Here is a 23,567-nt window from a genome sequence, read left to right on the forward strand (position 1 = left end):
GATCAAGATCGCTATTGAACAGCAGGTAATAGAATGGCGATTGTTGTTTTAGTGGCGTGATTTTAAAGTGTACGCAGTTTTGCATTATTCATTTTATGGAGAAAACAGCGATGACCTATGCCCTGGTAGGGGATGTTGGTGGTACTAATGCTCGCCTTGCTTTGTGCACTGTCGAGACGGGTGAGATCACCCAGGCAAAAACCTATTCCGGTCTGGAGTTTGACAGCCTGGAAGCGGTGATCCGCCAATATCTCAGCGAGCATCAGTTAGAGGTTCAGGACGCTTGTATTGCTATCGCCTGCCCGGTAACAGAAGATTGGATTGCCATGACCAATCACACCTGGGCATTCTCCATCAGCGCGATGAAAACCAATCTTGGGCTGAAGCATCTGGAAGTGATTAACGATTTTACTGCGGTTTCGATGGCGATTCCGATGTTATCCGAAGCCGATGTGTTGCAGTTCGGTGGAGCAACAGCACAGAAAGATAAACCGATAGCGGTTTACGGCGCGGGCACTGGCCTTGGCGTTGCCCATCTTATTCATGTCAACCGCCGCTGGGTTAGTCTGCCGGGCGAAGGTGGCCATGTGGATTTTGCGCCGAACAGTGAAGAAGAGGACTGCATTCTTGAAGTGCTGCGTGCTGAAGTTGGGCACGTCTCCGCAGAGCGAATCTTATCAGGCCCTGGGCTGGTGAATTTGTATCGTGCCATCGTCAAGGCCGACAACCGTTTACCGGAAAAACTGGCACCTAAAGATATTACCGAACGGGCATTAGCTGAAAGCTGCACCGATTGCCGCCGCGCCTTGTCGCTGTTCTGTGTGATCCTGGGGCGTTTTGGTGGCAACCTGGCATTGAATCTTGGCACCTTCGGTGGCGTATATATTGCCGGGGGAATTGTGCCGCGCTTTATGGAGTTCTTCAAAGCTTCCGGGTTCCGCGCTGCCTTTGAAGACAAAGGCCGGTTTAAGGAATACGTGCAGCAGATCCCGGTATTTATGATCACCCATTCCCAACCGGGGTTGTTAGGAGCAGGAGCCCATCTGCGTCAGACGTTGGGGATCGATCTGTAACCCACTGTTCTGGGCGATGGTAGCAGCCTGGGGGTACAAAGCCGTGTCCCCCAGGCTTTTTTGTGTTCTTAAAGCTGGCAACGTTGCGGAAAAAGGGGGCCTATGAGCTATTGTGAGTTCCCCGGCGGTAAATTGTGTGGAAATTATGGAGGATTAGTCTGGAAGGTGTAATTGGGTATTCGTCTTATAGAGTGTGGCTCGGTATGGATTTACTGTTATCAGCAAATGGGCAGGTTACACTCTGTGGGAGTTTATCAAATGAAGAGAGTGCTGTTGTTGTTGGTAGCGTTATTGTCACTGCTGCCGGTGGTGAGCCAGGCTGATGTATCCATTGGTGTAAATGTTCCTGGTTTGTCACTGCATATTGGCGACCGTGACGGTCGTGGACATTATTGGGATGGCTACCGCTGGCGGGAGCCGCGCTGGTGGCATGAACGCTATCGCCCGCATGAGTACTATAGTCCACCGCCACGTGCTGTCTATTACGGACCGCCACCGCGCGAATGGCGTGGACGTCCACATCATTATCGTATGCCGCCGCCACCACAATATTACCGGTTACCACCTCCGCGAGATTACGACCATCGTGAGGGGCGAGGCCCACGTAGGTAATAATCTGCATCTGCGGTGGCCACCGCCACCGCAGCATTCCCAAATTATTTGATACCGAGCTGCGTTTTGCCTAGCGGCGTGAGTAGTTCGGCCGTGGCACGACCATTGAAGTCCACTTCAAAATCATCCGGGGCGAAATCTGGCGGAGTTTTTCCCGACAGGAAACTGGGTAACTGCCGTTCCAGATAGGCATCATTCTTTTCGCAACCCGGTGCGGCAGCGATGTACATCACGTTACTGTCGAACTCGCCATTATGCTCGTTTTCTACCGAATGGATCACATCGCAATGCCAGAAAACCGTATCCCCAGGCTCTAGGTCGGGAATAGGGGACACCCCTTGTAATAAAAGGGGATGCCATTTTTCCGAGATGGACAAGGCGCGGCCCGGTGCGGCATCGCAGAGATCATCGTCAGCGACATCATCCTGTAATGCTCGCAGCAATATATAGGCCATGGCGTTGGCAATCGGCACAACATTCAGCGTACCGGCGTTGGTTCGCTGTGGCGTTAAAGCCGTCCATCCCTGAAAAGTACGGAACATGGAACAGACTGCGGGTGACGCGATCTCCCGTACTTCGGTGCGTCCATCGGCAGCAAACGGATCGTACTGCTGCCAGTTACCGGAAAATACGTGGCGATAAACATAGCGGAAATTCTCATCCAGCCAGCGTTCGATAGTGCCACTGTCTACGTGTGGCGAAAGGCCCAGTGAAGACGAATTTGGTGGGCGGCGGCGCGTACGGTCAGCATAAGTGGCTACGCGTGTTGGGTCAAAGTGCTGTTTACCGTTGCTCTCGCTATCCCACAGGCTGTTGAGAAACACCTGTACCGCGTGCATGCGTTGATCCTGGCGTGCTTCCACCTGCGGCTTGGACCAGTAAATGCCGTATATCTGCGGCTTGCTGGCTGCCAGTTTGCCAAAGTAGTTATCTTCGGCGGCATTTTTCAGGCGTTCGACGAAATTATTGTGGTCGAGATAATTACCGATTTCCTGGTTCCATATTTCAGCCTGACTGCGGGGGAATACACCCCGAATAGCGCATGTCCCGCGTTGTTTTATCATGGCTTTCTGTTGTTCAGTGACGCGTTGTTGCAGAATATCCTCGGCATCAATCTGTGGTACCGGATCCTGACCATTAGCCAATTCAAGACGAATTTGTTCAACCTGCTGACGAATATTTTCTTCCAGAGCCAGGAATACTTGGCGATAGTTGGGTAACGCCTGGCGCAGTTGCTGTTTAACACTTTTTATTGCGGAAGGAATGTCATTGATAACTAATGAAGCCATGGAGTTCTCCTTTTACCGCTATTGGGTAGCTGTTTAGGGTAGAGCCTAGGTTGTTTTTTTGTTTTAAAGACGTTAATGATTATCTGTGTTTGAAAGGGATAAATAAAGGGTTATCTTTCATTCGTAACTCAATAATTTTCGTTTTTCGGAGAATATAGTGCTAAAACTGCAAACCTCTCGCTTATTGCTTCATTCCATCACCGCCAATGACTGGCCGCTATTTCTGCGTTTGTACCAAGACCCGCAGGTGATCCGCTATATTGCCGATCCGCTGCCAGAGAGCGAGATCCGTACTCGCTTTGAAGCGCGTTTACCTGAGTGGGATAAACATGGTGAACGCTGGCTGTGTCTGGTGATGAGAGAGAAAAGCACCGGGAACGCGGTAGGGATAACCGGCTTCTGCCCCCAGTGGTGGCCTTTTCAGCAAGCTGAGGTGGGTTTTGGCAGCCTGCCTGAAGGTCAGGGGAAGGGGTATGGCAAAGAATCACTTCTGGCAGTGTTGGATTTTGCTTTCAATGCCTGCGGCTTTCACAAGATGACCGCAACCGTGACCGAAGGGAATATTGCATCAAGGCATCTACTGGAGAGCTGTGGTTTCCAGTTGGAAGGGACGCTGCGCGATAATTATCGTTTGGCTGGTCAGTGGTGTAATGATTGGCAACTGGGGTTGCTGCAAGCGGAGTTTGCGGCACAAGGTCGGTAAAAAAAATGTTATCAAAAGGGCTCGACAGCCAGATAGGGCTGCGCTATTTTCGAGATTCGGCCACAAACTGGCCAGCGTCGCTCGGATGGTCCGGGCGCTAACGTCTCTTGAGGGATCTATGTCTGATAACAACCCACGCCGTTTTACGCGCATTGAACGTCTTCCCCCTTATGTTTTCAATATCACTTCTGAACTGAAGATGGCTGCACGCCGTCGCGGCGAAGATATTATCGATTTTAGTATGGGCAATCCGGACGGCCCGACACCGCCGCATATCGTGGAAAAGCTTTGCGCCGTAGCACAGCGCGAAGATACTCATGGTTACTCGACTTCTCGCGGTATACCTCGTTTACGCCGCGCCATTTCGCAATGGTATCAGGAGCGCTATCAGGTCGATATCGATCCGGAAAGCGAGGCGATTGTTACCATCGGTTCGAAAGAGGGGCTGGCACACCTTATGCTGGCGACGCTCGATCATGGGGATACGGTGCTGGTGCCAAACCCAAGTTATCCGATCCACATTTACGGTGCGGTGATTGCCGGAGCTCAGGTGCGCTCTGTGCCGCTGGTGGAAGGTGTGGATTTCTTTGGTGAGCTGGAGCGTGCGATCCGTGAAACCATTCCTCGGCCAAAAATGATGATCCTGGGGTTCCCGTCTAACCCGACTGCGCAATGTGTAGAGCTGGATTTCTTTGAACGCGTGGTGGCGTTGGCCAAACAGTACGACGTATTGGTAATACACGATCTGGCGTATGCCGACATTGTCTATGATGGCTGGAAAGCGCCTTCAATTATGCAGGTGCCGGGAGCGAAAGACATTGCGGTAGAGTTCTTCACGCTGTCGAAAAGCTACAATATGGCAGGGTGGCGTATTGGTTTTATGGTCGGTAATTCAGAGCTGGTCGGTGCATTGGCGCGCATCAAGAGTTATCACGACTATGGCACCTTCACTCCATTGCAGGTGGCCGCCATTGCCGCGTTGGAAGGCGATCAACAGTGCGTTTTGGACATTGCCGAACAGTACCGGCAGCGCCGTAACGTGCTGGTGAAAGGCTTGCACGAAGCCGGCTGGATGGTGGATAACCCGAAAGCGGCGATGTACGTATGGGCGAAAATTCCTGAAGCTTACGCTCATTTAGGTTCGTTGGAGTTCGCCAAACGCCTGCTAGCCGATGCTAAAGTCTGTGTCTCCCCTGGAATAGGCTTTGGTGACTACGGTGATACCCATGTGCGTTTTGCGTTGATTGAAAACCAAGACCGTATTCGTCAGGCCGTGCGTGGCATCAAAGCCATGTTCCGTGCCGATGGTTTGATCAAACCACAGCAAGCAGCCGCACCTAAGATAAAATAATCATCATCATTGGGGAGGGAACGGTTGGACTGTTCCCTTCTTTGTGAAGGGTGACTGATGCTGTTTTTATACCCTTGGCCTGCTCGGCGCTGATTTTTGGCCGCTCGCAGTAAATTTATCTGATTATAATTATAAAATTTTCCTTTACTAATGATTTTCCCTCTATGCTCAGTGAATACTGAATTTACCTATTGGGAGTTATTATGGTTGTTCGCTTTGCTAAATCGCAAATTGTTCTGCACTGGTTAACCTTGTTGATGGTGATACTGACTTACGCAGCTATGTTGTTGAAAGACTCAGTGCCGGATGACAACATCGCTCTGGTGAAGGATTTGCACTTTAACTTTGGCATATCGGTTTTTGTGCTGATGTTTATCCGCCTTGGCTTGCGCCACAGTAACCCCTCACCGCCTATCACGCCTCCGTTGGCGCAGTGGCAGGCACTAGGGTCGAAAGTTTTCCATTGGTTGCTGTATCTGCTGTTTTTATCGTTACCGGTATTGGGTTTCCTGACGCTCGCTTATGGCGGCAAAACGTGGATGTTGCTGGGTTGGCAGGTTCCTCAATGGATTACGCCCGATCCTGTGATGCGCAGTTGGTTGAGAACCATTCACGAGACGTTGGCAAATACGGGGTACTTTATCATTGGGGCCCATGTGCTGGCTGCACTGTATCACCATTACTTCCGGCGGGATGACACTCTGCGCCGCATGATGCCAGGTAAATAATAGAGACAATAAAGGAGCACCAAAGCGCTCCTTTATCAATATGATTAGGTTGTTGTTATGCAACCATCAGCATGAAAGTGCCTATCCATGCGACAAACATGAATCAGATCCCCATCAGAAAGTATTTCACACCATAACTCAGGATGACCCACACGCAATTGCAGGCTACACGGCCTGACTTTGCTTGATCATCGTTACTGAAGTCTGCACTTCATAGCCCAACAGGAATAAAGCCTGCTCCAGTGCTTCGACTTTCGAGGCATAAGCAACATCCAACAGCCGATCAATCTGCGCGCTATTAAAGCCCATTTGGCGCGCCAATACCGCTTTCGAAGTGCTAGAGTTCACCATCAGGTTATGCAGCGACAGTTTCAAATTAACCAATACAGGTACATGAAGAGCGATCTCGCCAGCCTGTAATTTCGAGGGCGGTGGAACCAGGCGGCCTTCTTCCATTTCAATGGCTATGGCCATCAGTAGGCTTTCCAGTGCTTCCAGCTCAACATCCTGGCGTTTATAGCAGGCAGCTTGCTGTTGAGGAAAATCACGAAAAGTAATTTGCCATGCATCGCTTTCACTGTCGAAAACGAAATGGGCGGGATAGTCGCAAGGCATCATATTTCCTGCTTGATAGAAGAGTGAACGGCATTGTGACCGGTTGGTGGCAATAATGCCAGACCATCATAAAGCTCTGATGTATCAACTTACGATGGGCTAAAAAAACATGGCAAGTTGTCAGCGTATTTTTTAATTTCCAACTGATGATTTATTGGCAATTCCTGCCAGAATTAGGTTATCTCCCTGAAAAGAATTGGGAACAACATGAAATATAGATTTAATGATCGTGTCCTGTTCTATGTTGATTCAGGAACGCTGGGGCCAAGTGACCTATCTAATGAGCCAACGCCAATATCCAATCCATCTTCACGTCTGTTACTGCTGTTGATCGCCCACTATGGCGAACCTGTCAACAGAGAGGTGATATTCAAAAAGGTGTGGGACGACTATGGCATGATTTCCAGCAATAACAATCTGAATCAGTGCGTGAGCAAGCTGCGCCGCTTAATCAGGATGATGGGGATCGGAGAAGAGGTAATCGCTACCGTACCCAAGATGGGGTTTATGCTGCGCCGCGAGATACAGCTTGAAGTTAGCCAAGAGGGGGAAGATCAATTTACCTTGATTTCTCTTGCGCCTGAGTTGGCACAACAACCTCTTGTGCTGGTTGACAGCGAACGTGAATTGGAGGCTGAAACTCCAGTCGAATCGTTAATAGAAACGGATCCCGATACCGCTATTGATGTAGAGCTGCAACCTGAGCCTGATAACGTCCCGACCACATCGGTACGTAAGAAAGGCTGGCGGTGGGGCATGGCTATAGCTCTTGCCGGGTTTGTGTTTATTTTGGGGATTGGGGTCACGATGTACACCACTAATTCACTTGCCAGACAGGAGGTTTTCCTTGGCCGAGCAGGAAGTTGCAAAGTATTTATGTCGACCGCGACGTCTTCTGGAATGCCAGGGCCAAGCTTAAATAGGGATCTTCTGGATTATGTAGAGCAACGAAAGGCAGAATGCCGCCCAGATGAATATCTGCTGGTCGTGAGGAGCAATCAGGTACGCTCTTACATTTCAGGTGTCAATCGGATGTTTTTTGTGCGTTGCACTATGGTACGCGAACACAGGCTAGAGTTCTGCTCCGGCATGGAGAACGATAGGACCCCCATATTGCAATAACCGATACTTGGCAAAACGTATGTACTTTACTGTTGAACCTCCCGTACAAGGGGCACAGCCTAGCCACAGATGAATCTTTTCAACTTGAGTAGGCATAGATAACTTTTTTGCACTAAGCTTTACAGGATGCGTATGTTTTTTAATCGCATTGAGTGCTCTTAGAAGTAAAGCTCATTTAATGAGCGACTTGGTTCTTGATTTTAGCACGTTATTTTGCTTAAACGTTCAGGAGGAGCCAATGGAGGCTTTAGAAAAGTGTTATGTCTATGCGAAGAATACGAGCAATATGGACTTTCTCGCTTCTACAGTCGCATTCTTAGAGTTTCAGGGGCGTGAAGTCAATGCTCTTGATGTGGCAGGAAATATGCCACGTGAACAAAGCGACAGCTTTTTTGAAAGGCTCAATCACTATCGCGCCATTTATAAAAAGCAGACTGAACTCGCTTAACCTATCTAACAGCGCCGGTGCCCATGTGGGCACCGGCATTTACCTACTTAAGTTCCGGCCAGTATTCCTTATTCGCTTCAATCAAATCGTCGAGGATCGCTTTTGCCACCGAGGCGCTAGGCACCGTTTTTGACAGCGTAATCGCCTGCCACAGTTTCTGATAGCTACGTTGTACCCAGGCATCTACAACCAGTTTTTCTACGGCTACCTGCTGGCTCATCAAACCTTTCTGGAACTGCGGAATATCGCCGACTACCAGTGGTTCAGGCCCATTAGTGCCCACCAGACAAGGGATCTCTACCATCGCTTCCGGGTCAAAGTTAGCAATCGCTCCCTGGTTTTGCACAATCAACAGCATCCGTTCCTGAGTGTTGAAAGCGATGGCGGTTGCCAGATCAACAATATAGGAAGCGTGTTCATCGATCTCCAAGTGACCGGCTGAGGATTTACCCGCCTGAATGATGGCATTGCAGGAGCCGAATACCTGCTTCTCCCGGTGCTCCATAACTTCGTTTGCTCGAGTGTGTTGCGGGTTGGCGTGCTGTACTACGTAATCCGGGAAAAGGTAGTACTTGAGATAAGTATTCGGCAAAGTGGTGGGATCCAATGCCCAGACGTCTTTCGCCTTAGCGAAGGTATCATTCCAACTGGCCTCGGTGGCATGTTCATCGCTAGGGGGAACATAACCGAATTTTGCCACATGTTCGCGGATTTTAGGCATCAGATCGTTGCCCTGCAGATCCTCTATAGCGCTCCACCAGCCGAAGTGATTCAGGCCGTAATAGCGGGTACGCATCTCTTTGCGGTCCTTCAACCCGGCAATTTGCGCCATGCGGCCTTCGATGCCGATTGGCATATCGCAGATATTGAGAATTTTGGCTTCAGGACGCAAACGACGCGTCGCCTCAGCAACAATCGCTGCCGGGTTGGAGTAATTGAGCATCCAGGCATTAGGTGAGTATTTCTCCATATAATCGACGATCTCCAGCACACCGCCGATAGAGCGCATACCGTAGGCAATACCGCCCGGCCCGCAGGTTTCCTGGCCGACAACGCCGTGGCTCAACGGGATTTTTTCATCTTTTTCCCGCATCGGGTATTTACCTACCCGGATATGTGCCATCACAAAATCAACATCGCTAAAGGCAATCTGCGGGTTAGTGGAGTAACTGAATTCAATTTCTGGTGCCTGCTCTTGAAGAATGACTTTGCAGGCTTCTGCTATCGTCTCTTGGCGAGCGCCATCATTGTCATAGAATTTAATGGCGCGCAGCGGGAAACGATGCTGGTTAGCTAATAACATCAGGACAATCCCTGGTGTAAAGGTGCTGCCGCCACCGGCTACAGCTACTGAGAATTTTTTCATGATACAGCCTCCGTCATGGATGTTTTTTCAAGAGTAGAAATGTCTTTCATCAGGTTTTCGATCTGGTCCCTGACCTGGGGGACATGCAGGCCGACAATCACCTGGATACCGTTACCACGGCGCACCACACCGTGTGCTCCCAATGATTTGAATACCTCGTCGCTTTGCGTCTGTGCCATATCTGCTAGAGTGATGCGCAAGCGTGTGGCGCAATTGTTAACGCTGAGAATATTGCTGCTGCCACCGAGAGCCTGCAGAAATCCCGCAGCTTGACCTGTGCTGGCCGCTGCAGTGGTTGGCTTACGTGCAGCCTGATAATCCGCTTTGCTGTAGAGCCTGATTTCACTCTCCTCACGGCCTGGTGTTTTTAAGTTAAAGCGCAGGATCAGCGCGCGGAAGATGACGAAGTAAACGCCGGTGAAAGCAACGCCAATACCGATCTGCGTGACCACCGTCGAGGCATGATTATGGAACATCGGGATCCAATTCTGCGGCAGGAACTGATCCAGCAGGCCGCCGCCCATGTTGCCTACCACTCCGCAGATATACATCACGGTGGCCATGGTCGCCGCCAGGAAGGCATGCACCGCAAACAACACCGGGGAAATAAACAGGAAGGTGAACTCCAGTGGTTCGGTAATGCCCACCAACATTGCGGTAAGGGTTGCCGGGATCAGTAAGCCAGCCACTTTGACACGGTTTTCAGGAGCCGCAGTGAAGTACAATGCCAGCGCGATGCCCACTGAGCCGAATACCTTCGAGTTACCGTGCAGTGCGAAACCTCCTTCCGGGAACAGCGTTTTCAAAGGCTCGGTGCTTTGACTGAATTCTTGCAGATGTTGCGCCCAATACATTTGGATCCCGCCCTCAACGGCGGCAGGGCCGAAGATGAACGGGCCATACACGAAGTGGTGTAACCCGGTCGGGATCAGAATTCGTTCAAGGAAGGTATAAACCCACACGCCAAGCGCCCCAGCCCCACGCAGAAAGACCTGTAAGGATTCGATACCCAACTGTATCTTCGGCCAGCCCAGCAGCGTCAGCCAGGCGCAGGGGATCATCACCAGAAAAGCGACAATCACCACAAAAGAACTCCCCTGGAATATGCCAAGAAATACCGGCAGTGGTTTATCGAAATAGCGGTTGTGAATAGCGGTGACCAAACCGGAAATCACTATTGCACCAATGATACTGGTATCGAGAGTTTTAATCCCAGCGATCAAGGTTAACCCGTTTCCAGTATTAGGGTCGGCACTGAAGTCGACGTTAAAAAAAGGCCCCCAGGTCATCCCCATGGCATTAATAAAATAATTCCAGGTCAAGAAACTGACCAATACTGCCAAACAGGCACGGCCCTGGGCCTGTTTGGCAAGGCCAATGGGGAGACCGACGGCGAATATCAGCGGCATATTACGAAATACCGTCCAACCGCCTTCCTCTATGATATGAACAATTTGAGCAAATAAATGATTGGGATCTGCGAGGACTTCCCCTACAAACATAGGGTTTCGCAACATAATAGCAATACCCACTACGATACCTGCAAAAGGAAATAGCAAGACCGGGGTGAACATCGCGCCACCGAAACGTTGTATTTGACTGAGCATTCTTAAATCCTCATTTAACAACCTGAAAGATAATCGACCTTATTTTTTTAATACTGGGCTGGGAATGAGAGTAGGAATCTGTGAGTGATATAGCTTGGCCGGGTGTAGCAATTCGTGATCGCATTCATGGTTTTTATGTTGGGATAGTTGTCTACTTTCAGCTGGTTTTCTATACACGGTAATTTTTAGATGCAGTGAGATTGTTCTGAGTAAACTTTAACCGTATGTTATTAATGGTATTAAGTGTTAATTTTTTTCCCTGTTGCCCTACCTCAAAGAGGTCTAGTCATGATCTACAAATCAATTGCCGATCAGTTAAGAATTCGGCTGAATTCCGCCGATTACAACATTGGCAGCCCGCTACCCAGTGAAAAGCGCCTTGCCGAAGAATTTGACGTGTCACGGATGACTATTCGCAAGGCAGTAGATTTATTGATAGGTTGGGGGTTGGTTATCCGGCGACATGGCAGTGGGACTTATGTCGCAAAAAAGGATGTATATCATGAAACTACCAACCTGACGGGTTTTATCGAGGTCATGAGAAATCAGGGTAAACAAGTGGTAAGTGAAGTTCTGGAGTTTGTGGTTATGCCCGCACCTCCGGCAATTGCCAGCCAATTACGTATCAAGATTGATGAACGCATCTATTATTCCCGTCGGGTGCGTTTTGTAGAGGGAAAACCGTTAATGGTAGAAGACAGTTATATGCCTTTTAAGTTATTTCGTAATTTATCCGTAGCCCATCTTGAAGGATCAAAATTCAGCTATATTGAGGATGAATGTAAAATAGTTATTTGTGGTAACTATGAAAGTCTTACGCCGGTATTAGCTGATAAGAAAATGGCGGCATTGCTTAATATTGAACAGCAAACACCGATATTAAGGATTACCTCTCTTTCGTATAGCGATGATGGCCAATTTCTCAATTATTCGGTGATGTTTCGCAATGCCAGCGAATATCAGGTGGATTACCATCTGAGAAGAGAGTTATCCCATGGGAATTTACACTGAGCAGCATGCGATCTGAGCCGTCTGGCTTGAACAGAACGTTACCCTGTCTATCACTTTCCGCTTTGCTATTGTTATTATCTTGCTCGAAATTATCTATAACTGATTGTTTTATCAAATTTTAGCCTTTCCATTTAGAGTATGATCTCTATTGAATTGTTCAAGTTACAGACTTTTTGGGTAGCCTGTTCAGCTTGAACGGCGACCGGTTTATACCCTAAATAACTCGAGTTGCATGTAGGCGGCTAGTTCGAGGGGCGCCAGGAGCATAGGCCACTATGTGACTGGTACTTGCGGATACAGCCAACTATCCAGGCAGCTCGAAGAATGACGGCTATAGAAGGCTATTTTCTGAGGTGTTATGGATATTCATCACTTTAAAACGTTCAACCAAGTGGTTATAAGCGGTAGTTTCACCAAGGCTGCGCAGGCTCTGTTCCTGTCTCAACCAGCGATCAGCATGCAGATCCAGGCACTGGAAGGCTTCCTGAAGGTTACGCTGTTTGATCGTTCCCGGCGCCAAGTGAGTTTGACAAGAGAGGGGGAGGTTCTTTTTGAATACACTCAACGCATATTTTCGCTTTTTGATGAAGTACAGAGTGTGTTTCAAGATATCAGTAAACTTCAGGTCGGACGCTTGCGGATAGGGGCCACCGGAGTGATGGGAACTTACTATCTGACTCGCTTTATTCGCCGTTTTCATGAATGTTTTCCAGGTATTGAGCTTGAGATCCTGACTGGCAACTCCTGGCGCATTGCGGAATTGGTTTCCGCTGGTGAGGTTGAATTAGGCTTTGCGGGACGCTCGGTTATCCGCTCACAGCTCCAGCAAGTGTTATTGCATCGTGAAAATTACAAAATGGTAGTGGGCAAAAGTTCAGCTTTGGCAGCCCATGCCGAGGAAACCCTGTCACCAGAGATACTTCTGGAAATGCCTTTTGTGATGAGGGAAAAGGGAACGAAAATCCGCGCTAAAATGAGCGCCTGGTTTAAACGACATACTGACGTACTTACCCCAGAGAATACCGTCACTCTATCTAATATTGAGGCGACGAAACGGCTTATAGCCAGTGGCTATGGTGTGACCTCGATACCCTATCTGGCAGTCTCCGACCAACTGGCGCAAGGGGAACTGATCGAACTGAAGGTGAAAGGATTCAATCTGGTAGTGGATTATTATCTGGTTTGTCACAGCGAACGCCGGCTTTCGCAAGCGGCACTGGGTTTTATTTCTCTTATGCGTGAAGATGCACCAAATACGGATTGGGGGGCATTTCCGGAGTTACTAAACAGTATTCCCGGTAGGAAACGTTAAACTTTGGGAATAAACTTTTCCAACTTGTTAAATATTAATTCTGTAAAGGCTATTTGAAATTATATTTTCCAAAATAGAGTGATTGGAAAAGTCTTAAACACTAAATTGATTAAAGGTGGCCAATAATTAACTACAGGTAAATTTGGCTGAATACTCCCCTGCTATCGATTTTTTAAATAAAATCAAGGTGATAATGTAAAAAATAGTGTTTTTTAATCATTTTTGTGACCCTTATCAATCTATCAAATTATGTTATGGGTCTGATGGTTTAATACGATTTCCCATTTATTTTGATGCTATCTACTATCGACTCAGTAACATAATAAAAATCTTTTCGATAGAGCATTTAATTCAATAAGGGGTTAACCATGGCAAAAGAAATAGAACGCAAGTTTTTACTCTGTGGGGATGAGTGGCGAACTCTGGCTAAAGGGACGCATTATCGACAAGGATATCTTAACAGTATCAAAGAGCGTACCGTGCGTATTCGTACAATTAATGATAAAGCTTTTCTTACAGTTAAAGGTATTACTGTCTCTGCCACGCGTGCAGAATATGAATATGAAATCCCTTTTAACGACTGCACCGAGATGTTGGAGGGTTTGGCTGAGCGGCCAATTATTGAGAAGAAACGCTACAAAATTCCTTATGGAGGGTTGGTGTGGGAGGTAGATGAATTTCTGGGCGTCAACGAAGGGCTAATCGTTGCAGAAGTCGAGTTGCAAAGTGAGGACCAGGTTTTTGACAAACCAGACTGGGTTGGGGAGGAAGTGAGTGGTGATCCACGTTACTTCAACTCCAATCTGGTGACATGTCCTTACAGTACCTGGAAAAAATAGCGCTATTTCTACCTCAAATCGACTAACCAAACAGGATGGATATCATGAATAGCCATATGGAAAAAAACGTCGCCATTTCCTCCAGCGATGCTGAAAAAATCATTCCACGTGCTGAATTCCGGGTATTTGGGCACGGTATCATCGAGCGTGTGAAAGAGAAAATGTGGGAGGCAAACGCGACGTTGTTCAAAGCTCGCAAAATGCCCAATGAGACTTACTTCCTTTCTGTTCACACCGATGCAGTTAACGTAAAGGTGCGTGATGGATTGCTGGATATCAAAACCAAAATTGGTGAAACCCCCGAAGGGTATGAAATTTTCCAACCGCGCGGCAAATTCCAGTTTCCAGTCAAGCGTGATGAACTGATAACCATACTTCAATACCTTGAAGTCCCCATGGAGCTGGATCAGGAAAGCTATACGCTTGATGCATTTATTGCCATGGCAAAAGCCAGCAGAGAACTGGTGCCGGTAAGCGTGGAGAAAATGCGCTATGGATTTACCGTTAACGGCATCATCAGTGAATATGCACAGGTTTGGCTTAACGGTGCTCTGATAGAAACCGCATGTTGTGAAAGTGAGAACTACGGAGGTATCAAAACTACTGTAGCCGCGTTAGGGATAGCGGAACTTCCCAATACCAACTATCTGAAGGCGGCTAAGCAAGTCGTTGGGATGTAGTTTATTACGTACCGATAGATTAGAGCATTTCTCTTGTCTATCGGTGCCAGAGGAGACAAGGCTATGTCACAAAAAGACTCCACACACTCGTTTGATCCACTGGATATGCGCAATTATTCCTTGGAAAAGTTTAAGGAAATCAAGTCCGGTATCTGGATGGAGCGCATTAAATTTATCGGTATGCCACTAGCTATCCTGCTGTTCTTGGCTTTCCATTTGCAGTGGATTGGCGCTATCGAGATATTTGAAACGCAAACTAAAGTTCCGCCTGCCAATTGCTACAGCGCCACCGGGATATTCCTTGCTTCACTGGTACTATGGTTGACTGAAGCCATTCCAAATTATCTGACTTCACTTATTGTGGTGGTGGTGGTCATTCTCACTGGCACCATGAAAATGCGTCCGGCGTTTGCCATGCTGGGTGAGCCAGTCATGATCCTCAATATCGCCAGTTTTATAATGGCAAGCGCCTTGGTGGTTACCGGTCTGGCAAAACGAATGTCGGTCTGGCTGCTTGTCCGCATGGGCCACAAAATGGGGTTGTTGTTCTGGTGTTTCATCCTGCTCAATCTGATCTTGGGCGCGTTTATCAGTGCAACTTCGGCAAAAACAGCGCTCTTATTGCCCCTGTTTATGGTGATCTCTGCCATCTACGGTGCCACGGGGGGAGAAAAGCGTAACAACGTTGGTCGTAATATGGTGCTGCTTAACCTGTTGGCGAATAACGTATCGGCAAGTGCTTTTATCACCGGGTCTGCTGCCAACCTGCTGGCAGCCGCGATGTTGGAGCAAGCCGGCTATAAGGTCTTTTACGGTGACTGGTTCATGGCCCTGTTCCCGTTGGCCTTAATTCAGTGTGCAATCGCCTGGTACACAGGAACCCGATGGATTTTTCCAATCAAAAAAGAGGATACCGTTCCAAAAATTGAAGGTGGTATGACTCGATTGCAGTCCGAGTTAAAGCAGCTGGGGCCAATCACGGCGGCAGAGATCCGAGCAGCCCTGACTTTCCTGGTTGTGCTGCTGCTCTGGTCGACTGACCGTCTTCATGGCATGCGTGCTGAGGTTATTGCCGTGGCTGGTGCCTGCGTGGTGTTGATGCCCTCCGTGTGTAAATTACCGCGCATGGGGGTAATGAAATGGAATGATGCAGATATTCCCTGGCACATGTTGATGTTCAGCTTTGGCGCTTATGTTCTCGGCGGGATGGTAGATCAAACCGATATTGTGGGGTTGTATATCCACAAACTGTTTGATCAGTGGCAGATTGATCCTGCTGGTACTGGCAAGCTGATGGTCTTTGCGGTACTTAGCGCCGTTTTTGCCATAACGACATTGATCAGTGAGAGTAAAACTGCACGTACCATCATCATGTTCCCGATCATTATCAGCATTGCCAAGAAATTTGGCTGGGACGTTATCGGTTTTTGTTTGCCGATGGCTTTCCTGATCAACCAAGTGTATGTGCTGTATTTCAACTCCAAACCGGCAAACATCAGTTATCTGCTTGACCATTACTCCACAGGGGAGTCTTTCAAATACGGAATGATACAGATGGTGATCATTTGGGCCTTACTGATCCTTTGGACACAATATGTTATGCCGCTGATGGGGTTCAATAGCGCGCTCTGGTAAATAGTTTCAGGCGGTAAAGGGTTACCGCCATTTTAGCAGGAGGCGAAAATGACAGGACAAACGCTGAGAGCGTCTGGGAAACGCAGTATTGAGATTAAGTTAGGGGTCTCTTTCCCTGAGCGTAAGGGAACTCAACGCTATCAGACGGAAAATTATCATATTGAAACCTGGTTTTTTTTCCCTACCAGTTTGCAGGTCAACCATTGGAACTATTCTCCAAAACAGTTTCAGCAACTTCTCAAGAATTATATTCGCCTGCGCCCGCCTACGATTATGCTGCGCAAGCTCGCGGATTCCTGTCCGGTGACGCTTGAGGAAATTAGCCGTCTTATAGCCAACGATAGCGGCGATAATGCGGCTACCGTTGGCTATGAATATCGGTTAAAAATGTTTTGTCTGACTTTTAAACGGGCGTTGCACCTAGAGGCTCGCTACATTAACAAACTCAGCGGTGAGAAACGGGAACAGGCACTGCAGAATTTTACCAATATGGCGGTTGTGATCCTGCAGTCTTATCGTGTTATGCGCAGTAATCTGCCTACTCAGGCGGTGGCTAATGCCCGCCACGTTGTGGATTATTGTGATGAATACTTGGCTATTGTCGCCACCCGTTATGGTCGAAAGGTCTTAAACAGTTTATCAGCCAGCCCCGCATACGACGAGTTACGCAACTTTTGGCGTGAAGAGATGCTCTATCGTAAGGAGAATTACTTAGCTTCATTTCCTTCCCCACTGGCGGATAATGAACAGGTAGTTTACCGGCTTAATACGTTAAAAAAATATATCAGTAGCCCAATGTACCTGGATATTCGCCGTAGGCGGGGCGAAACTATCCTGGCGCATACCATTGCGGGTACAGCAGCTGCCATTGCGATGATTTTTGCTACCGGAGTGGCTTTTTTCTGGCAGGGTAAATATGGTGCATTGAGTTTTCAATTATTCCTCGCCATGGTGATTGGCTATATATTTAAAGACCGGATGAAAGAGGGTTTTCGTGCACGTTTATTCTCAACTTTCCGTCGTTGGTTACCGGACAGGCAACAGATAATATATAAAAATCTCCGCCAACCTGTTGGACGATGCAATGAGTCCTTTGTTTTTGTTGACGAGCAGCATTTGCCCACTGATATAAAAACCATGCGGCATCAGGTACATCGCCTGGATATTCAGAATTACTACCGAAGTGAGGATATTCTGCATTATTCAAAGCACGTCCGGTTGAGGCACAGTAATCAACTTTTTTCGGGCATGAATCGTTCAATTATGGATATCACCCGGCTTGATATCATGCCATTCTTAACACATACCGATGAATTACATGACGAAATGCCAACGCTTGATGATGACAATGTTGTGTATGGTGAAAAGGTCTACCACATCAATATTATCCGCCGAGTGACCGACGGGAATAAAGAGTGTTTGCTAGAGCGTGCACGTATTGTTGTGAATAGTGAAGGGATTAAGCGCATAGAACCAGTCTTGGTGGCAAAAGATCCGGGGGAAGAACAGACAGGAACAGTGACTCTTCTTCCGGCCAGATAAACCTACAGGGTAGTATAAATTTTCGGTGACTCGTCTAAAAAACGTGCAATGTGCGGTTCCTTGCACTTACGTTTTTCTAACTGTTGTTGCAGGGCGGATAAACTCGTGAAGTTTAGCAAAGTTTTCTGGAGGTGGTCTATCTGACAGATCCGCCGTTGGCAAAAACTATCAATATTGTTCTTCACGCCTTGATGGCTGCTGGCTCCAAACAGTGCCCACAAAGTGAACTCATTTGGCGGCCTGGTTAATGATCCACCCTCGGCAAATCTATGGCTACTGAGCGTTCTGCGTATCTCAGCTATCCACGAGACTAATTCATCGCGCTGTTCAGCCTCCAGCTTGTGGCGATGCATGAGCTGGTTGAGCGTGGCATATTGGCGAGCAATCAGCTGAGTGTACTGCCGCTCAAGTGGTAAAATACGATGAATGAAATAATCGTGAAGTGTCTGGACCAGTGATTCTGATGCAGTGATTTCCGGTGGTGAAGATACTCTGTTTGGCTCAGTCATGGCTCCTCTCCCTGATAGACATACTGCAAGCTAAGCCAGTCAAGCTGTCTTGTCTGGCCCTTTCTATCTAAAGGTAACAGTGCGCAAGACAAACCAAAAATCGAAAATCGCAATGCTACTTATAACGGGTTCTAATAGTTGTCGGGGGGCATTAACCATGATCAATTTACGACCCCATCGGCACGATCTTCCAAATAACGGGCTTTGTCAGCAGTTTGATTATTTTCATTTCGCCCGTAATCCATATGTAGCACGTTTACACCAATTCACCTTAGGAATGAGAGTATGGTTGAAAATGAGAATTATTTTCATGATAAGGGGGAATATATGTCATTAAAGGGCAAAGTTGTGCTGGTAACCGGCGCTGGGCAAGGGATTGGTAAAGGGATTGCACTACGTCTGGCAAATGATGGTGCAGACATTGCGTTGGTTGATTTAAATGATGAAAAAACCAAAGCTGTGGCAGAAGAGATCCGCAAACTAGGGCGTAAAAGTGTGACTTTCAAAGCTGATGTCAGTATCCGTGACGCGGTTTTTGCAGCGGTTGATTATGCAGAGAAGGAGCTCGGTGGTTTCGACATTATGGTAAATAATGCCGGTATCAGCCAAACCAAGAGCTTGCTGACTGTCACACAGGAAGAAGTAGAAAAAATATTTAGTATCAACGTACAGGGTACGTTGTGGGGGATCCAGGCTGCGGCGGAAAAATTCAAAGCGCTGAAGCAGAAAGGTAAAATTATTAATGCCTCATCAATAGCTGGTCATGAGGGGTTTGCTCTGCTGGGGATTTATTCTGCCACCAAATTCAGCGTGCGTGCGCTGACTCAAGCTGCGGCAAAAGAGCTTGCCAGTTCAGGGATAACCGTTAACGCCTATTGTCCCGGCGTTGTCGGTACCGATATGTGGGTTGAGATTGACAAAAGAATGGCTGAAGAGACCGGTGCACCGCTTGGTGCAACCTATAAAAAGTTTGTGGATGGTATTGCACTGGGTCGCGCCGAAACCCCAGCCGATGTTGCCGCCTTTGTCTCCTATCTCGCCGGGCCCGATTCAGACTATATGACGGGTCAAGCTCCAATGATCGATGGCGGTTTGGTTTTTAGATAACTAGGCTGTGTCCCTTAACTGGACGTGAGCACCGCTGGCGGTCTTTTGCGTGCGGGGAATGGGCAGCGTAACAGAAACAGGCCGCCTGATACGAAAGCTTTTACCAGGATATTGGCAGTACCTGGGGAGGCAGGAAACGCCTCCATCAAGGCAGGATAGGTGCCAGAATCATGAAAGCTGTTGGCCATGCCAGCCAAAAAGCCAAATATATAAGGGATAATAATGTTGTCAGTAATCAGGATGCCAAAAAAGGGTGATGCCTCCAATTAGTAGAACATGTACTTTTCGATGAAGGCCCCGATGACCTTTTCATGGAACTCAATCGACCGTGAGAAGCAGATTGTTTTACGGGCCAGGCGCTTTATACGGGTTCGTAACGTCAGGTTGTTACGTTCAATACGCTGAGTAAATATTTTACCCGTCAGGTGCTTATCCTTCGTGACTTCCCGGCGATAACTGCCCCAATCATCACTGGTTATCATGCCGATATTGAACGGGGTCAGTAATGCCAGCAACTCGCGGCAAGTTTCATCCGTGCGGGGCCCAAAGGTGTAGGCCAGTACGCCGCCTGTTTTGGTGTTGTATGCATACCAGAGCCAGTGCTGGCGAGCCTTGTTGCCAACAAAGCTCCACTGTTCATCGAGTTCGCAGATGAGCGCGACATCAGCATGAGCGACCGGTGAAGACGTTATTCGCTTTGGCGCGAGTTTTTTAAAGTACGGATGACAGTGTTGATACCGACTTTTAGGGTTCTTGGCGTATCCCGGACACCGGCACCATTGAAGGCCATATCAACAATTTTCTCTTTAACGCCGGGCTTTCTGGCCTGATAAGTGTAGGTCAATTGGAATACGGAGCGGCGCTCACGACAACGGAAACGGCTATGGCCTTGAGGGTTCTGAGCATGACGGTAAACCAGCACAGAATCACAACGCGGACAATGGACGTTAACGCAAGCCATAAGCAAACCCCAAAAGGTCGTATTGTATATCGAATTCAATCAATCAGAGGCACCATCCATTTTTGAACAGCAACTCACCATGGGTCAGAATAATTCTTTTGTTCAGTAAGTCTCTGGAATATGTTTTAACGGATAGTCTGGTGAATGATAGTTTCCGATTTTGCGTTTAGGCAGTTTAATTTTCTTTTTAGGCAACCGTTCATACGGAATATGCTGCAACAAATGGTGGATCACATTTAGCCGAACCCGCTTCTTGTCTTCTGAATTAGCAACGAACCAAGGAGCCCAAAGGCTGTCAGTGGCGGCAAACATCTCGTCCCTGGCTCGGGAATAGTCGTCCCAGAGTTCGAAAGAACGGATATCCATCTGTGAAAGCTTCCATGTCTTGCGGCCATCATCAATGCGTGCGCGCAATCGACGCTCTTGCTCCTCAGGGCTAACATCCAGCCAGTACTTGATTAAGATTATGCCAGACTCAACCATTAACCGTTCCACCATCGGAACCGTCTCCAAAAATGTATGTACCTGCTCTTCGGTACAAAAACCCATAACTCGCTCGACGCCAGCTCGGTTATACCAACTGCGATCGAAGATAACTACCTCTCCCGCTGCTGGCATGTAAGGCATGTAGCGTTGCTGGTACATTTGGGTTTTTTCGCGTTCGGTTGGGGCAGGTAGGGCGACGACACGGAAAACTCGCGGACTGACTCTTTCGGTCAGCGCTTTTATCGTGCCGCCCTTGCCCGCGCCATCGCGCCCCTCAAACACGATACAAACTTTCAGCCCTTTGGCGATCACCCAACTTTGTAAATGGACCAGTTCTTCATGTAACAACCTGAGCTCTTGCTGATATTTTTTTTCCGATAGTTTTGTTATGCCTTTTCCTTGCGGCACACCCTTGCCCGGTTTGCGCTTGGCGTTCTTTTCTTTTGAAAGATTGGCTGCGGGGACGATTTGCTTTTTCTTTTCGTTAGCCATGAGATCACCCTGTAATATAATCAATACGTCGCCAGCCTGACGCTGAGCATCTCATCAGCGCGTTTGGAGGGGGCAGACACGAACTCAGGAACCGATGAACAAACACGTGGTTCCGTCCCATACAACAGCCTAGCTGTTATTTCTTTTTGCTGCCAACCATCTGCTCTGGTCGAGCCTGCGCATCAAAGGGACACAGCCTAGTTAAACAGGCTGGATAAACATAGTGTTAGGTTGAGTCCTCGGTGGCTTCAGCCCGAAAGAGCGCCCCAAAAAGCCCGCCAGAATTAAAGCCGGGCTTGAATAAATACCCGCTATGTTCTTCTCCCTCCTTGACGGCGGGTATTCATCTTGTCAACACGCCCTAGATTGCTAAATGTCAGGGCGTGGACCTTTTCATAAAGTACCGGATAGACAGATTAGCGACCCGGAAGCGCGAAGCGGGTAGGTAATTATACGTAGCAAAGCGAGTAGTTAGCCGAATGTTTTTTCACCATTTATCGTCGTAACATAGCGGCAAAGTGATGAAATTACTTCGCTAACAAAAGGATTTTATATGTTCAAGCCTCTTGCTCTAACTTCCGCCTTATTCATTGGCCTGATAGCTCAAGCCTCTGCTGCGGGTCTGAATACTGAACGTAATATCTCTCAGGCGCTGGCCACCGATTTGGCAAGCCGTACTCTCGCTGTTTGTCAAGCTGATGGTTACAACGTGGCGGTAACTGTCGTTGATCGCGCAGGCATCATCAAAACGGTGTTACGTGCTGATAATGCCGGTCCGCACACCGTTAAAGCCAGTGAGCAAAAAGCCTTCACGGCGCTATCGACTAAAATCCCAAGCGGGCAAGTGATGGAAAACAGCCAAAAGACACCTGCAGCCAATAACCTGAAAGACATTCCAGGATTCCTGCTGTTAGGTGGCGGTGTGCCTGTGAAAGCAGGGGATGAGGTCGTCGGTGCGGTCGGTGTTGCAGGCGCGCCAGGTGGGCATTTGGACGCACAATGTGCGACAAAAGCACTGGAGCAAATCAGCGCTCAGTTAAAAGCATAAGATGATAACGACAACGCCCCCACCCTCGTGTCGAAAGCGGGGCGTTTTCATGAGTGGCTATCAGGGTTCGACAGAGGCAATTTTCAGCATAAACAGCAGCGGAAGCTTTGCCGTGTGGCCCAATATCTAGGCAGTGTATACAGACTCAGCAAGTCTGCGTTACGACAGACAAATTTTTGCTTTTTAATCGTTCATTTTTTTGAAAATGACCTTCAAATTCGTTATTGGTAATTAGTTAGTAAATTATTAATAGTTATCAAAATACGGAATTTAAAAACTTCAATCATAATCATCAGGTGGGTTGATATAGTGAAAAGACTATTTATCGCAGGGCTTATTACCTTCAGTGCTTTTAATTTGTATGCACAAGAAAATAATAAAGGCGTAGATTTGTCAAAGTTTAGATTTAGCTATACAGAAATGCAGAAAATCGCTAACTCTAGTTTATTGCCACATCGTATTTTTTATCAGAAAGCCTCTGAAGGCCCTAATGCTGCTTGGTTTGATGCTGTTAAGCAAGGCAATTTGGCCCAAGTTAAAAAAATGGTTGAGTCTGGGCAGAATCTTGAAGTAAAAGACGAGGCCTCACTTGGTCAGACTGCTCTCGGTTGGGCTGCGTTTATCGGTTATTTGGATATCGTGCAATACCTAACTGAAAAAGGTGCTGATATTCGTGCCACCGACCGAGCAGACGTTTATAATTCGGTAAAATCGGCAGTTATGGGTAACAATGTAGAGGTGGTTAAATATCTGCATGAACGGCTGAAGAACGAAATCGATTGGGATGCCATAGAAAAAGATGGCGAAACATTATTTATGGTTGCAGCTGTAGATGGTCGCCTCGATACCGTAAAATATATTCTACAATTTAACCCTAATTTAGATGTTATTACGGACCCTGCCAACCCAGAAAAGGGGACCAGTCCACTTAGTGGTGCCTGTGAACATGGTTTTACTGAAGTTGCAAATTTATTAATACAAAAAGGTGCAATCAATCATAAAACAGGGCGTTCAAGCTGCAATTAAATCAG

Annotated in this window: 23 protein-coding genes and 2 pseudogenes; 16 read left to right on the top strand and 9 right to left on the bottom strand. The window is 47.8% G+C overall.

Going from position 1 to position 23,567, the window contains the following annotated elements; genetic code table 11:
• The first annotated feature begins 110 nt into the window (after positions 1-110).
• Both glk and SAQUA_RS08120 read left to right on the top strand, forming a co-directional pair.
• Entirely contained in the window at positions 111-1,073 is a 963-nt protein-coding gene (glk, locus tag SAQUA_RS08115) for a glucokinase (protein ID WP_404413173.1), read from the top strand.
• Between the two features lie 258 nt (positions 1,074-1,331).
• Positions 1,332-1,685: a DUF2502 domain-containing protein gene (locus tag SAQUA_RS08120; protein ID WP_380672421.1), complete on the top strand. Its 354-nt coding sequence runs from the start codon at positions 1,332-1,334 to the stop codon at positions 1,683-1,685.
• Between the two features lie 44 nt (positions 1,686-1,729).
• Here the strand turns inward: SAQUA_RS08120 and SAQUA_RS08125 are convergent, their stop codons facing one another.
• Positions 1,730-2,974: a DUF1479 domain-containing protein gene (locus tag SAQUA_RS08125; protein ID WP_380672423.1), complete on the bottom strand. Its 1,245-nt coding sequence runs from the start codon at positions 2,972-2,974 to the stop codon at positions 1,730-1,732.
• A 157-nt stretch (positions 2,975-3,131) separates the two neighbouring features.
• On the opposite strand from SAQUA_RS08125, the gene SAQUA_RS08130 reads away from it, so the two are divergent.
• The 3 genes from SAQUA_RS08130 to SAQUA_RS08140 all read left to right on the top strand — a co-directional run bounded on the left by SAQUA_RS08130 (position 3,132) and on the right by SAQUA_RS08140 (position 5,756).
• On the top strand, positions 3,132-3,677 hold the full coding sequence (locus SAQUA_RS08130) for a GNAT family N-acetyltransferase (RefSeq protein ID WP_380672425.1): 546 nt from the start codon (positions 3,132-3,134) through the stop codon (positions 3,675-3,677).
• Between the two features lie 118 nt (positions 3,678-3,795).
• Positions 3,796-5,028 (top strand): alanine transaminase, encoded by a 1,233-nt coding sequence (alaC, locus tag SAQUA_RS08135; RefSeq protein ID WP_380672427.1) that lies wholly within the window; start codon positions 3,796-3,798, stop codon positions 5,026-5,028.
• 203 nt (positions 5,029-5,231) lie between these two features.
• Entirely contained in the window at positions 5,232-5,756 is a 525-nt protein-coding gene (locus SAQUA_RS08140; protein ID WP_380672429.1) for a cytochrome b, read from the top strand.
• A 55-nt stretch (positions 5,757-5,811) separates the two neighbouring features.
• Here the strand turns inward: SAQUA_RS08140 and ypdK are convergent.
• Positions 5,812-5,886, bottom strand: a pseudogene (gene ypdK, locus SAQUA_RS08145) (membrane protein YpdK).
• 35 nt (positions 5,887-5,921) lie between these two features.
• Positions 5,922-6,371 (bottom strand): hypothetical protein, encoded by a 450-nt coding sequence (locus tag SAQUA_RS08150; protein WP_380673616.1) that lies wholly within the window; start codon positions 6,369-6,371, stop codon positions 5,922-5,924.
• Between the two features lie 207 nt (positions 6,372-6,578).
• On the opposite strand from SAQUA_RS08150, the gene SAQUA_RS08155 reads away from it, so the two are divergent.
• Both SAQUA_RS08155 and SAQUA_RS08160 read left to right on the top strand, forming a co-directional pair.
• Positions 6,579-7,493: a transcriptional regulator gene (locus tag SAQUA_RS08155; protein ID WP_380672431.1), complete on the top strand. Its 915-nt coding sequence runs from the start codon at positions 6,579-6,581 to the stop codon at positions 7,491-7,493.
• A gap of 238 nt (positions 7,494-7,731) precedes the next feature.
• Complete coding sequence (locus tag SAQUA_RS08160) at positions 7,732-7,941, top strand: glycogen synthesis protein (RefSeq protein WP_380672433.1); 210 nt, start codon at positions 7,732-7,734, stop codon at positions 7,939-7,941.
• Between the two features lie 43 nt (positions 7,942-7,984).
• On the opposite strand, the gene SAQUA_RS08165 is transcribed toward SAQUA_RS08160, so the two are convergent.
• On the bottom strand, positions 7,985-9,307 hold the full coding sequence (locus SAQUA_RS08165; protein ID WP_380672435.1) for a 6-phospho-alpha-glucosidase: 1,323 nt from the start codon (positions 9,305-9,307) through the stop codon (positions 7,985-7,987).
• Positions 9,304-10,914: an alpha-glucoside-specific PTS transporter subunit IIBC gene (locus SAQUA_RS08170; protein ID WP_380672437.1), complete on the bottom strand. Its 1,611-nt coding sequence runs from the start codon at positions 10,912-10,914 to the stop codon at positions 9,304-9,306. The genes SAQUA_RS08165 and SAQUA_RS08170 overlap by 4 nt, the downstream gene beginning before the upstream one ends.
• Before the next feature lie 288 nt (positions 10,915-11,202).
• On the opposite strand from SAQUA_RS08170, the gene SAQUA_RS08175 reads away from it, so the two are divergent.
• The 6 genes from SAQUA_RS08175 to SAQUA_RS08200 all read left to right on the top strand — a co-directional run bounded on the left by SAQUA_RS08175 (position 11,203) and on the right by SAQUA_RS08200 (position 17,933).
• The gene (locus SAQUA_RS08175; protein ID WP_380672439.1) at positions 11,203-11,925 is read left to right on the top strand and encodes a GntR family transcriptional regulator; all 723 of its coding nucleotides are present in this window, start codon (positions 11,203-11,205) and stop codon (positions 11,923-11,925) included.
• Positions 11,926-12,283: 358 nt separating this feature from the next.
• On the top strand, positions 12,284-13,237 hold the full coding sequence (locus SAQUA_RS08180) for a LysR family transcriptional regulator (protein ID WP_380672441.1): 954 nt from the start codon (positions 12,284-12,286) through the stop codon (positions 13,235-13,237).
• Between the two features lie 368 nt (positions 13,238-13,605).
• On the top strand, positions 13,606-14,076 hold the full coding sequence (locus SAQUA_RS08185) for a CYTH domain-containing protein (RefSeq protein WP_380672443.1): 471 nt from the start codon (positions 13,606-13,608) through the stop codon (positions 14,074-14,076).
• 44 nt (positions 14,077-14,120) lie between these two features.
• Complete coding sequence (locus SAQUA_RS08190; RefSeq protein WP_380672445.1) at positions 14,121-14,756, top strand: hypothetical protein; 636 nt, start codon at positions 14,121-14,123, stop codon at positions 14,754-14,756.
• A 63-nt stretch (positions 14,757-14,819) separates the two neighbouring features.
• The gene (locus SAQUA_RS08195; protein ID WP_380672447.1) at positions 14,820-16,391 is read left to right on the top strand and encodes an SLC13 family permease; all 1,572 of its coding nucleotides are present in this window, start codon (positions 14,820-14,822) and stop codon (positions 16,389-16,391) included.
• Between the two features lie 48 nt (positions 16,392-16,439).
• Entirely contained in the window at positions 16,440-17,933 is a 1,494-nt protein-coding gene (locus SAQUA_RS08200; RefSeq protein ID WP_380672449.1) for a hypothetical protein, read from the top strand.
• A gap of 2 nt (positions 17,934-17,935) precedes the next feature.
• Here SAQUA_RS08200 and SAQUA_RS08205 read toward each other — a convergent pair whose 3' ends face one another.
• Positions 17,936-18,442, bottom strand: a complete 507-nt coding sequence (locus SAQUA_RS08205; RefSeq protein ID WP_380672451.1) for a hypothetical protein — start codon at positions 18,440-18,442, stop codon at positions 17,936-17,938.
• A 327-nt stretch (positions 18,443-18,769) separates the two neighbouring features.
• On the opposite strand from SAQUA_RS08205, the gene SAQUA_RS08210 reads away from it, so the two are divergent.
• Complete coding sequence (locus tag SAQUA_RS08210) at positions 18,770-19,549, top strand: acetoin reductase (protein WP_380672453.1); 780 nt, start codon at positions 18,770-18,772, stop codon at positions 19,547-19,549.
• 68 nt (positions 19,550-19,617) lie between these two features.
• Here the strand turns inward: SAQUA_RS08210 and SAQUA_RS08215 are convergent.
• From SAQUA_RS08215 to ppk2, 3 genes and pseudogenes are all read right to left on the bottom strand, one after another.
• A pseudogene (locus tag SAQUA_RS08215) lies at positions 19,618-19,800 on the bottom strand (MFS transporter); the annotation flags it as partial.
• Between the two features lie 15 nt (positions 19,801-19,815).
• A protein-coding gene (locus SAQUA_RS08220; RefSeq protein ID WP_380672455.1) for an IS1 family transposase occupies positions 19,816-20,510 on the bottom strand; the annotation gives its coding sequence in 2 pieces (ribosomal slippage) (positions 19,816-20,264 and positions 20,264-20,510; 696 coding nt in all).
• Between the two features lie 102 nt (positions 20,511-20,612).
• Entirely contained in the window at positions 20,613-21,488 is an 876-nt protein-coding gene (gene ppk2 / locus SAQUA_RS08225) for a polyphosphate kinase 2 (protein WP_380672457.1), read from the bottom strand.
• A 553-nt stretch (positions 21,489-22,041) separates the two neighbouring features.
• Here ppk2 and SAQUA_RS08230 point away from each other — a divergent pair.
• A complete protein-coding gene (locus SAQUA_RS08230) occupies positions 22,042-22,536 on the top strand; it encodes a heme-binding protein (RefSeq protein WP_380672459.1) in 495 nt (164 codons plus the stop codon).
• A 309-nt stretch (positions 22,537-22,845) separates the two neighbouring features.
• The gene (locus SAQUA_RS08235; protein WP_380672461.1) at positions 22,846-23,562 is read left to right on the top strand and encodes an ankyrin repeat domain-containing protein; all 717 of its coding nucleotides are present in this window, start codon (positions 22,846-22,848) and stop codon (positions 23,560-23,562) included.
• Positions 23,563-23,567 lie beyond the last annotated feature (5 nt).

It is taken from the genome of Serratia aquatilis (genome assembly GCF_044865145.1).
Classification (GTDB): Bacteria; Pseudomonadota; Gammaproteobacteria; order Enterobacterales; family Enterobacteriaceae; genus Chania; species Chania aquatilis.

What these genes read in the sequence shown, in the direction of transcription:
- SAQUA_RS08210 (WP_380672453.1), top strand. Translation starts at nt 18,770, where the DNA reads ATGTCATTAAAGGGCAAAGTTGTGCTGGTAACCGGCGCTGGGCAAGGG.
- glk (WP_404413173.1), top strand. Translation starts at nt 111, where the DNA reads ATGACCTATGCCCTGGTAGGGGATGTTGGTGGTACTAATGCTCGCCTT.
- SAQUA_RS08155 (WP_380672431.1), top strand. Translation starts at nt 6,579, where the DNA reads ATGAAATATAGATTTAATGATCGTGTCCTGTTCTATGTTGATTCAGGA.
- SAQUA_RS08180 (WP_380672441.1), top strand. Translation starts at nt 12,284, where the DNA reads ATGGATATTCATCACTTTAAAACGTTCAACCAAGTGGTTATAAGCGGT.
- SAQUA_RS08170 (WP_380672437.1), bottom strand. Translation starts at nt 10,914, where the DNA reads ATGCTCAGTCAAATACAACGTTTCGGTGGCGCGATGTTCACCCCGGTC.
- SAQUA_RS08125 (WP_380672423.1), bottom strand. Translation starts at nt 2,974, where the DNA reads ATGGCTTCATTAGTTATCAATGACATTCCTTCCGCAATAAAAAGTGTT.
- SAQUA_RS08195 (WP_380672447.1), top strand. Translation starts at nt 14,820, where the DNA reads ATGTCACAAAAAGACTCCACACACTCGTTTGATCCACTGGATATGCGC.
- SAQUA_RS08175 (WP_380672439.1), top strand. Translation starts at nt 11,203, where the DNA reads ATGATCTACAAATCAATTGCCGATCAGTTAAGAATTCGGCTGAATTCC.
- SAQUA_RS08160 (WP_380672433.1), top strand. Translation starts at nt 7,732, where the DNA reads ATGGAGGCTTTAGAAAAGTGTTATGTCTATGCGAAGAATACGAGCAAT.
- alaC (WP_380672427.1), top strand. Translation starts at nt 3,796, where the DNA reads ATGTCTGATAACAACCCACGCCGTTTTACGCGCATTGAACGTCTTCCC.
- SAQUA_RS08200 (WP_380672449.1), top strand. Translation starts at nt 16,440, where the DNA reads ATGACAGGACAAACGCTGAGAGCGTCTGGGAAACGCAGTATTGAGATT.
- SAQUA_RS08205 (WP_380672451.1), bottom strand. Translation starts at nt 18,442, where the DNA reads ATGACTGAGCCAAACAGAGTATCTTCACCACCGGAAATCACTGCATCA.
- ppk2 (WP_380672457.1), bottom strand. Translation starts at nt 21,488, where the DNA reads ATGGCTAACGAAAAGAAAAAGCAAATCGTCCCCGCAGCCAATCTTTCA.
- SAQUA_RS08165 (WP_380672435.1), bottom strand. Translation starts at nt 9,307, where the DNA reads ATGAAAAAATTCTCAGTAGCTGTAGCCGGTGGCGGCAGCACCTTTACA.
- SAQUA_RS08185 (WP_380672443.1), top strand. Translation starts at nt 13,606, where the DNA reads ATGGCAAAAGAAATAGAACGCAAGTTTTTACTCTGTGGGGATGAGTGG.
- SAQUA_RS08120 (WP_380672421.1), top strand. Translation starts at nt 1,332, where the DNA reads ATGAAGAGAGTGCTGTTGTTGTTGGTAGCGTTATTGTCACTGCTGCCG.
- SAQUA_RS08190 (WP_380672445.1), top strand. Translation starts at nt 14,121, where the DNA reads ATGAATAGCCATATGGAAAAAAACGTCGCCATTTCCTCCAGCGATGCT.
- SAQUA_RS08140 (WP_380672429.1), top strand. Translation starts at nt 5,232, where the DNA reads ATGGTTGTTCGCTTTGCTAAATCGCAAATTGTTCTGCACTGGTTAACC.
- SAQUA_RS08150 (WP_380673616.1), bottom strand. Translation starts at nt 6,371, where the DNA reads ATGCCTTGCGACTATCCCGCCCATTTCGTTTTCGACAGTGAAAGCGAT.
- SAQUA_RS08230 (WP_380672459.1), top strand. Translation starts at nt 22,042, where the DNA reads ATGTTCAAGCCTCTTGCTCTAACTTCCGCCTTATTCATTGGCCTGATA.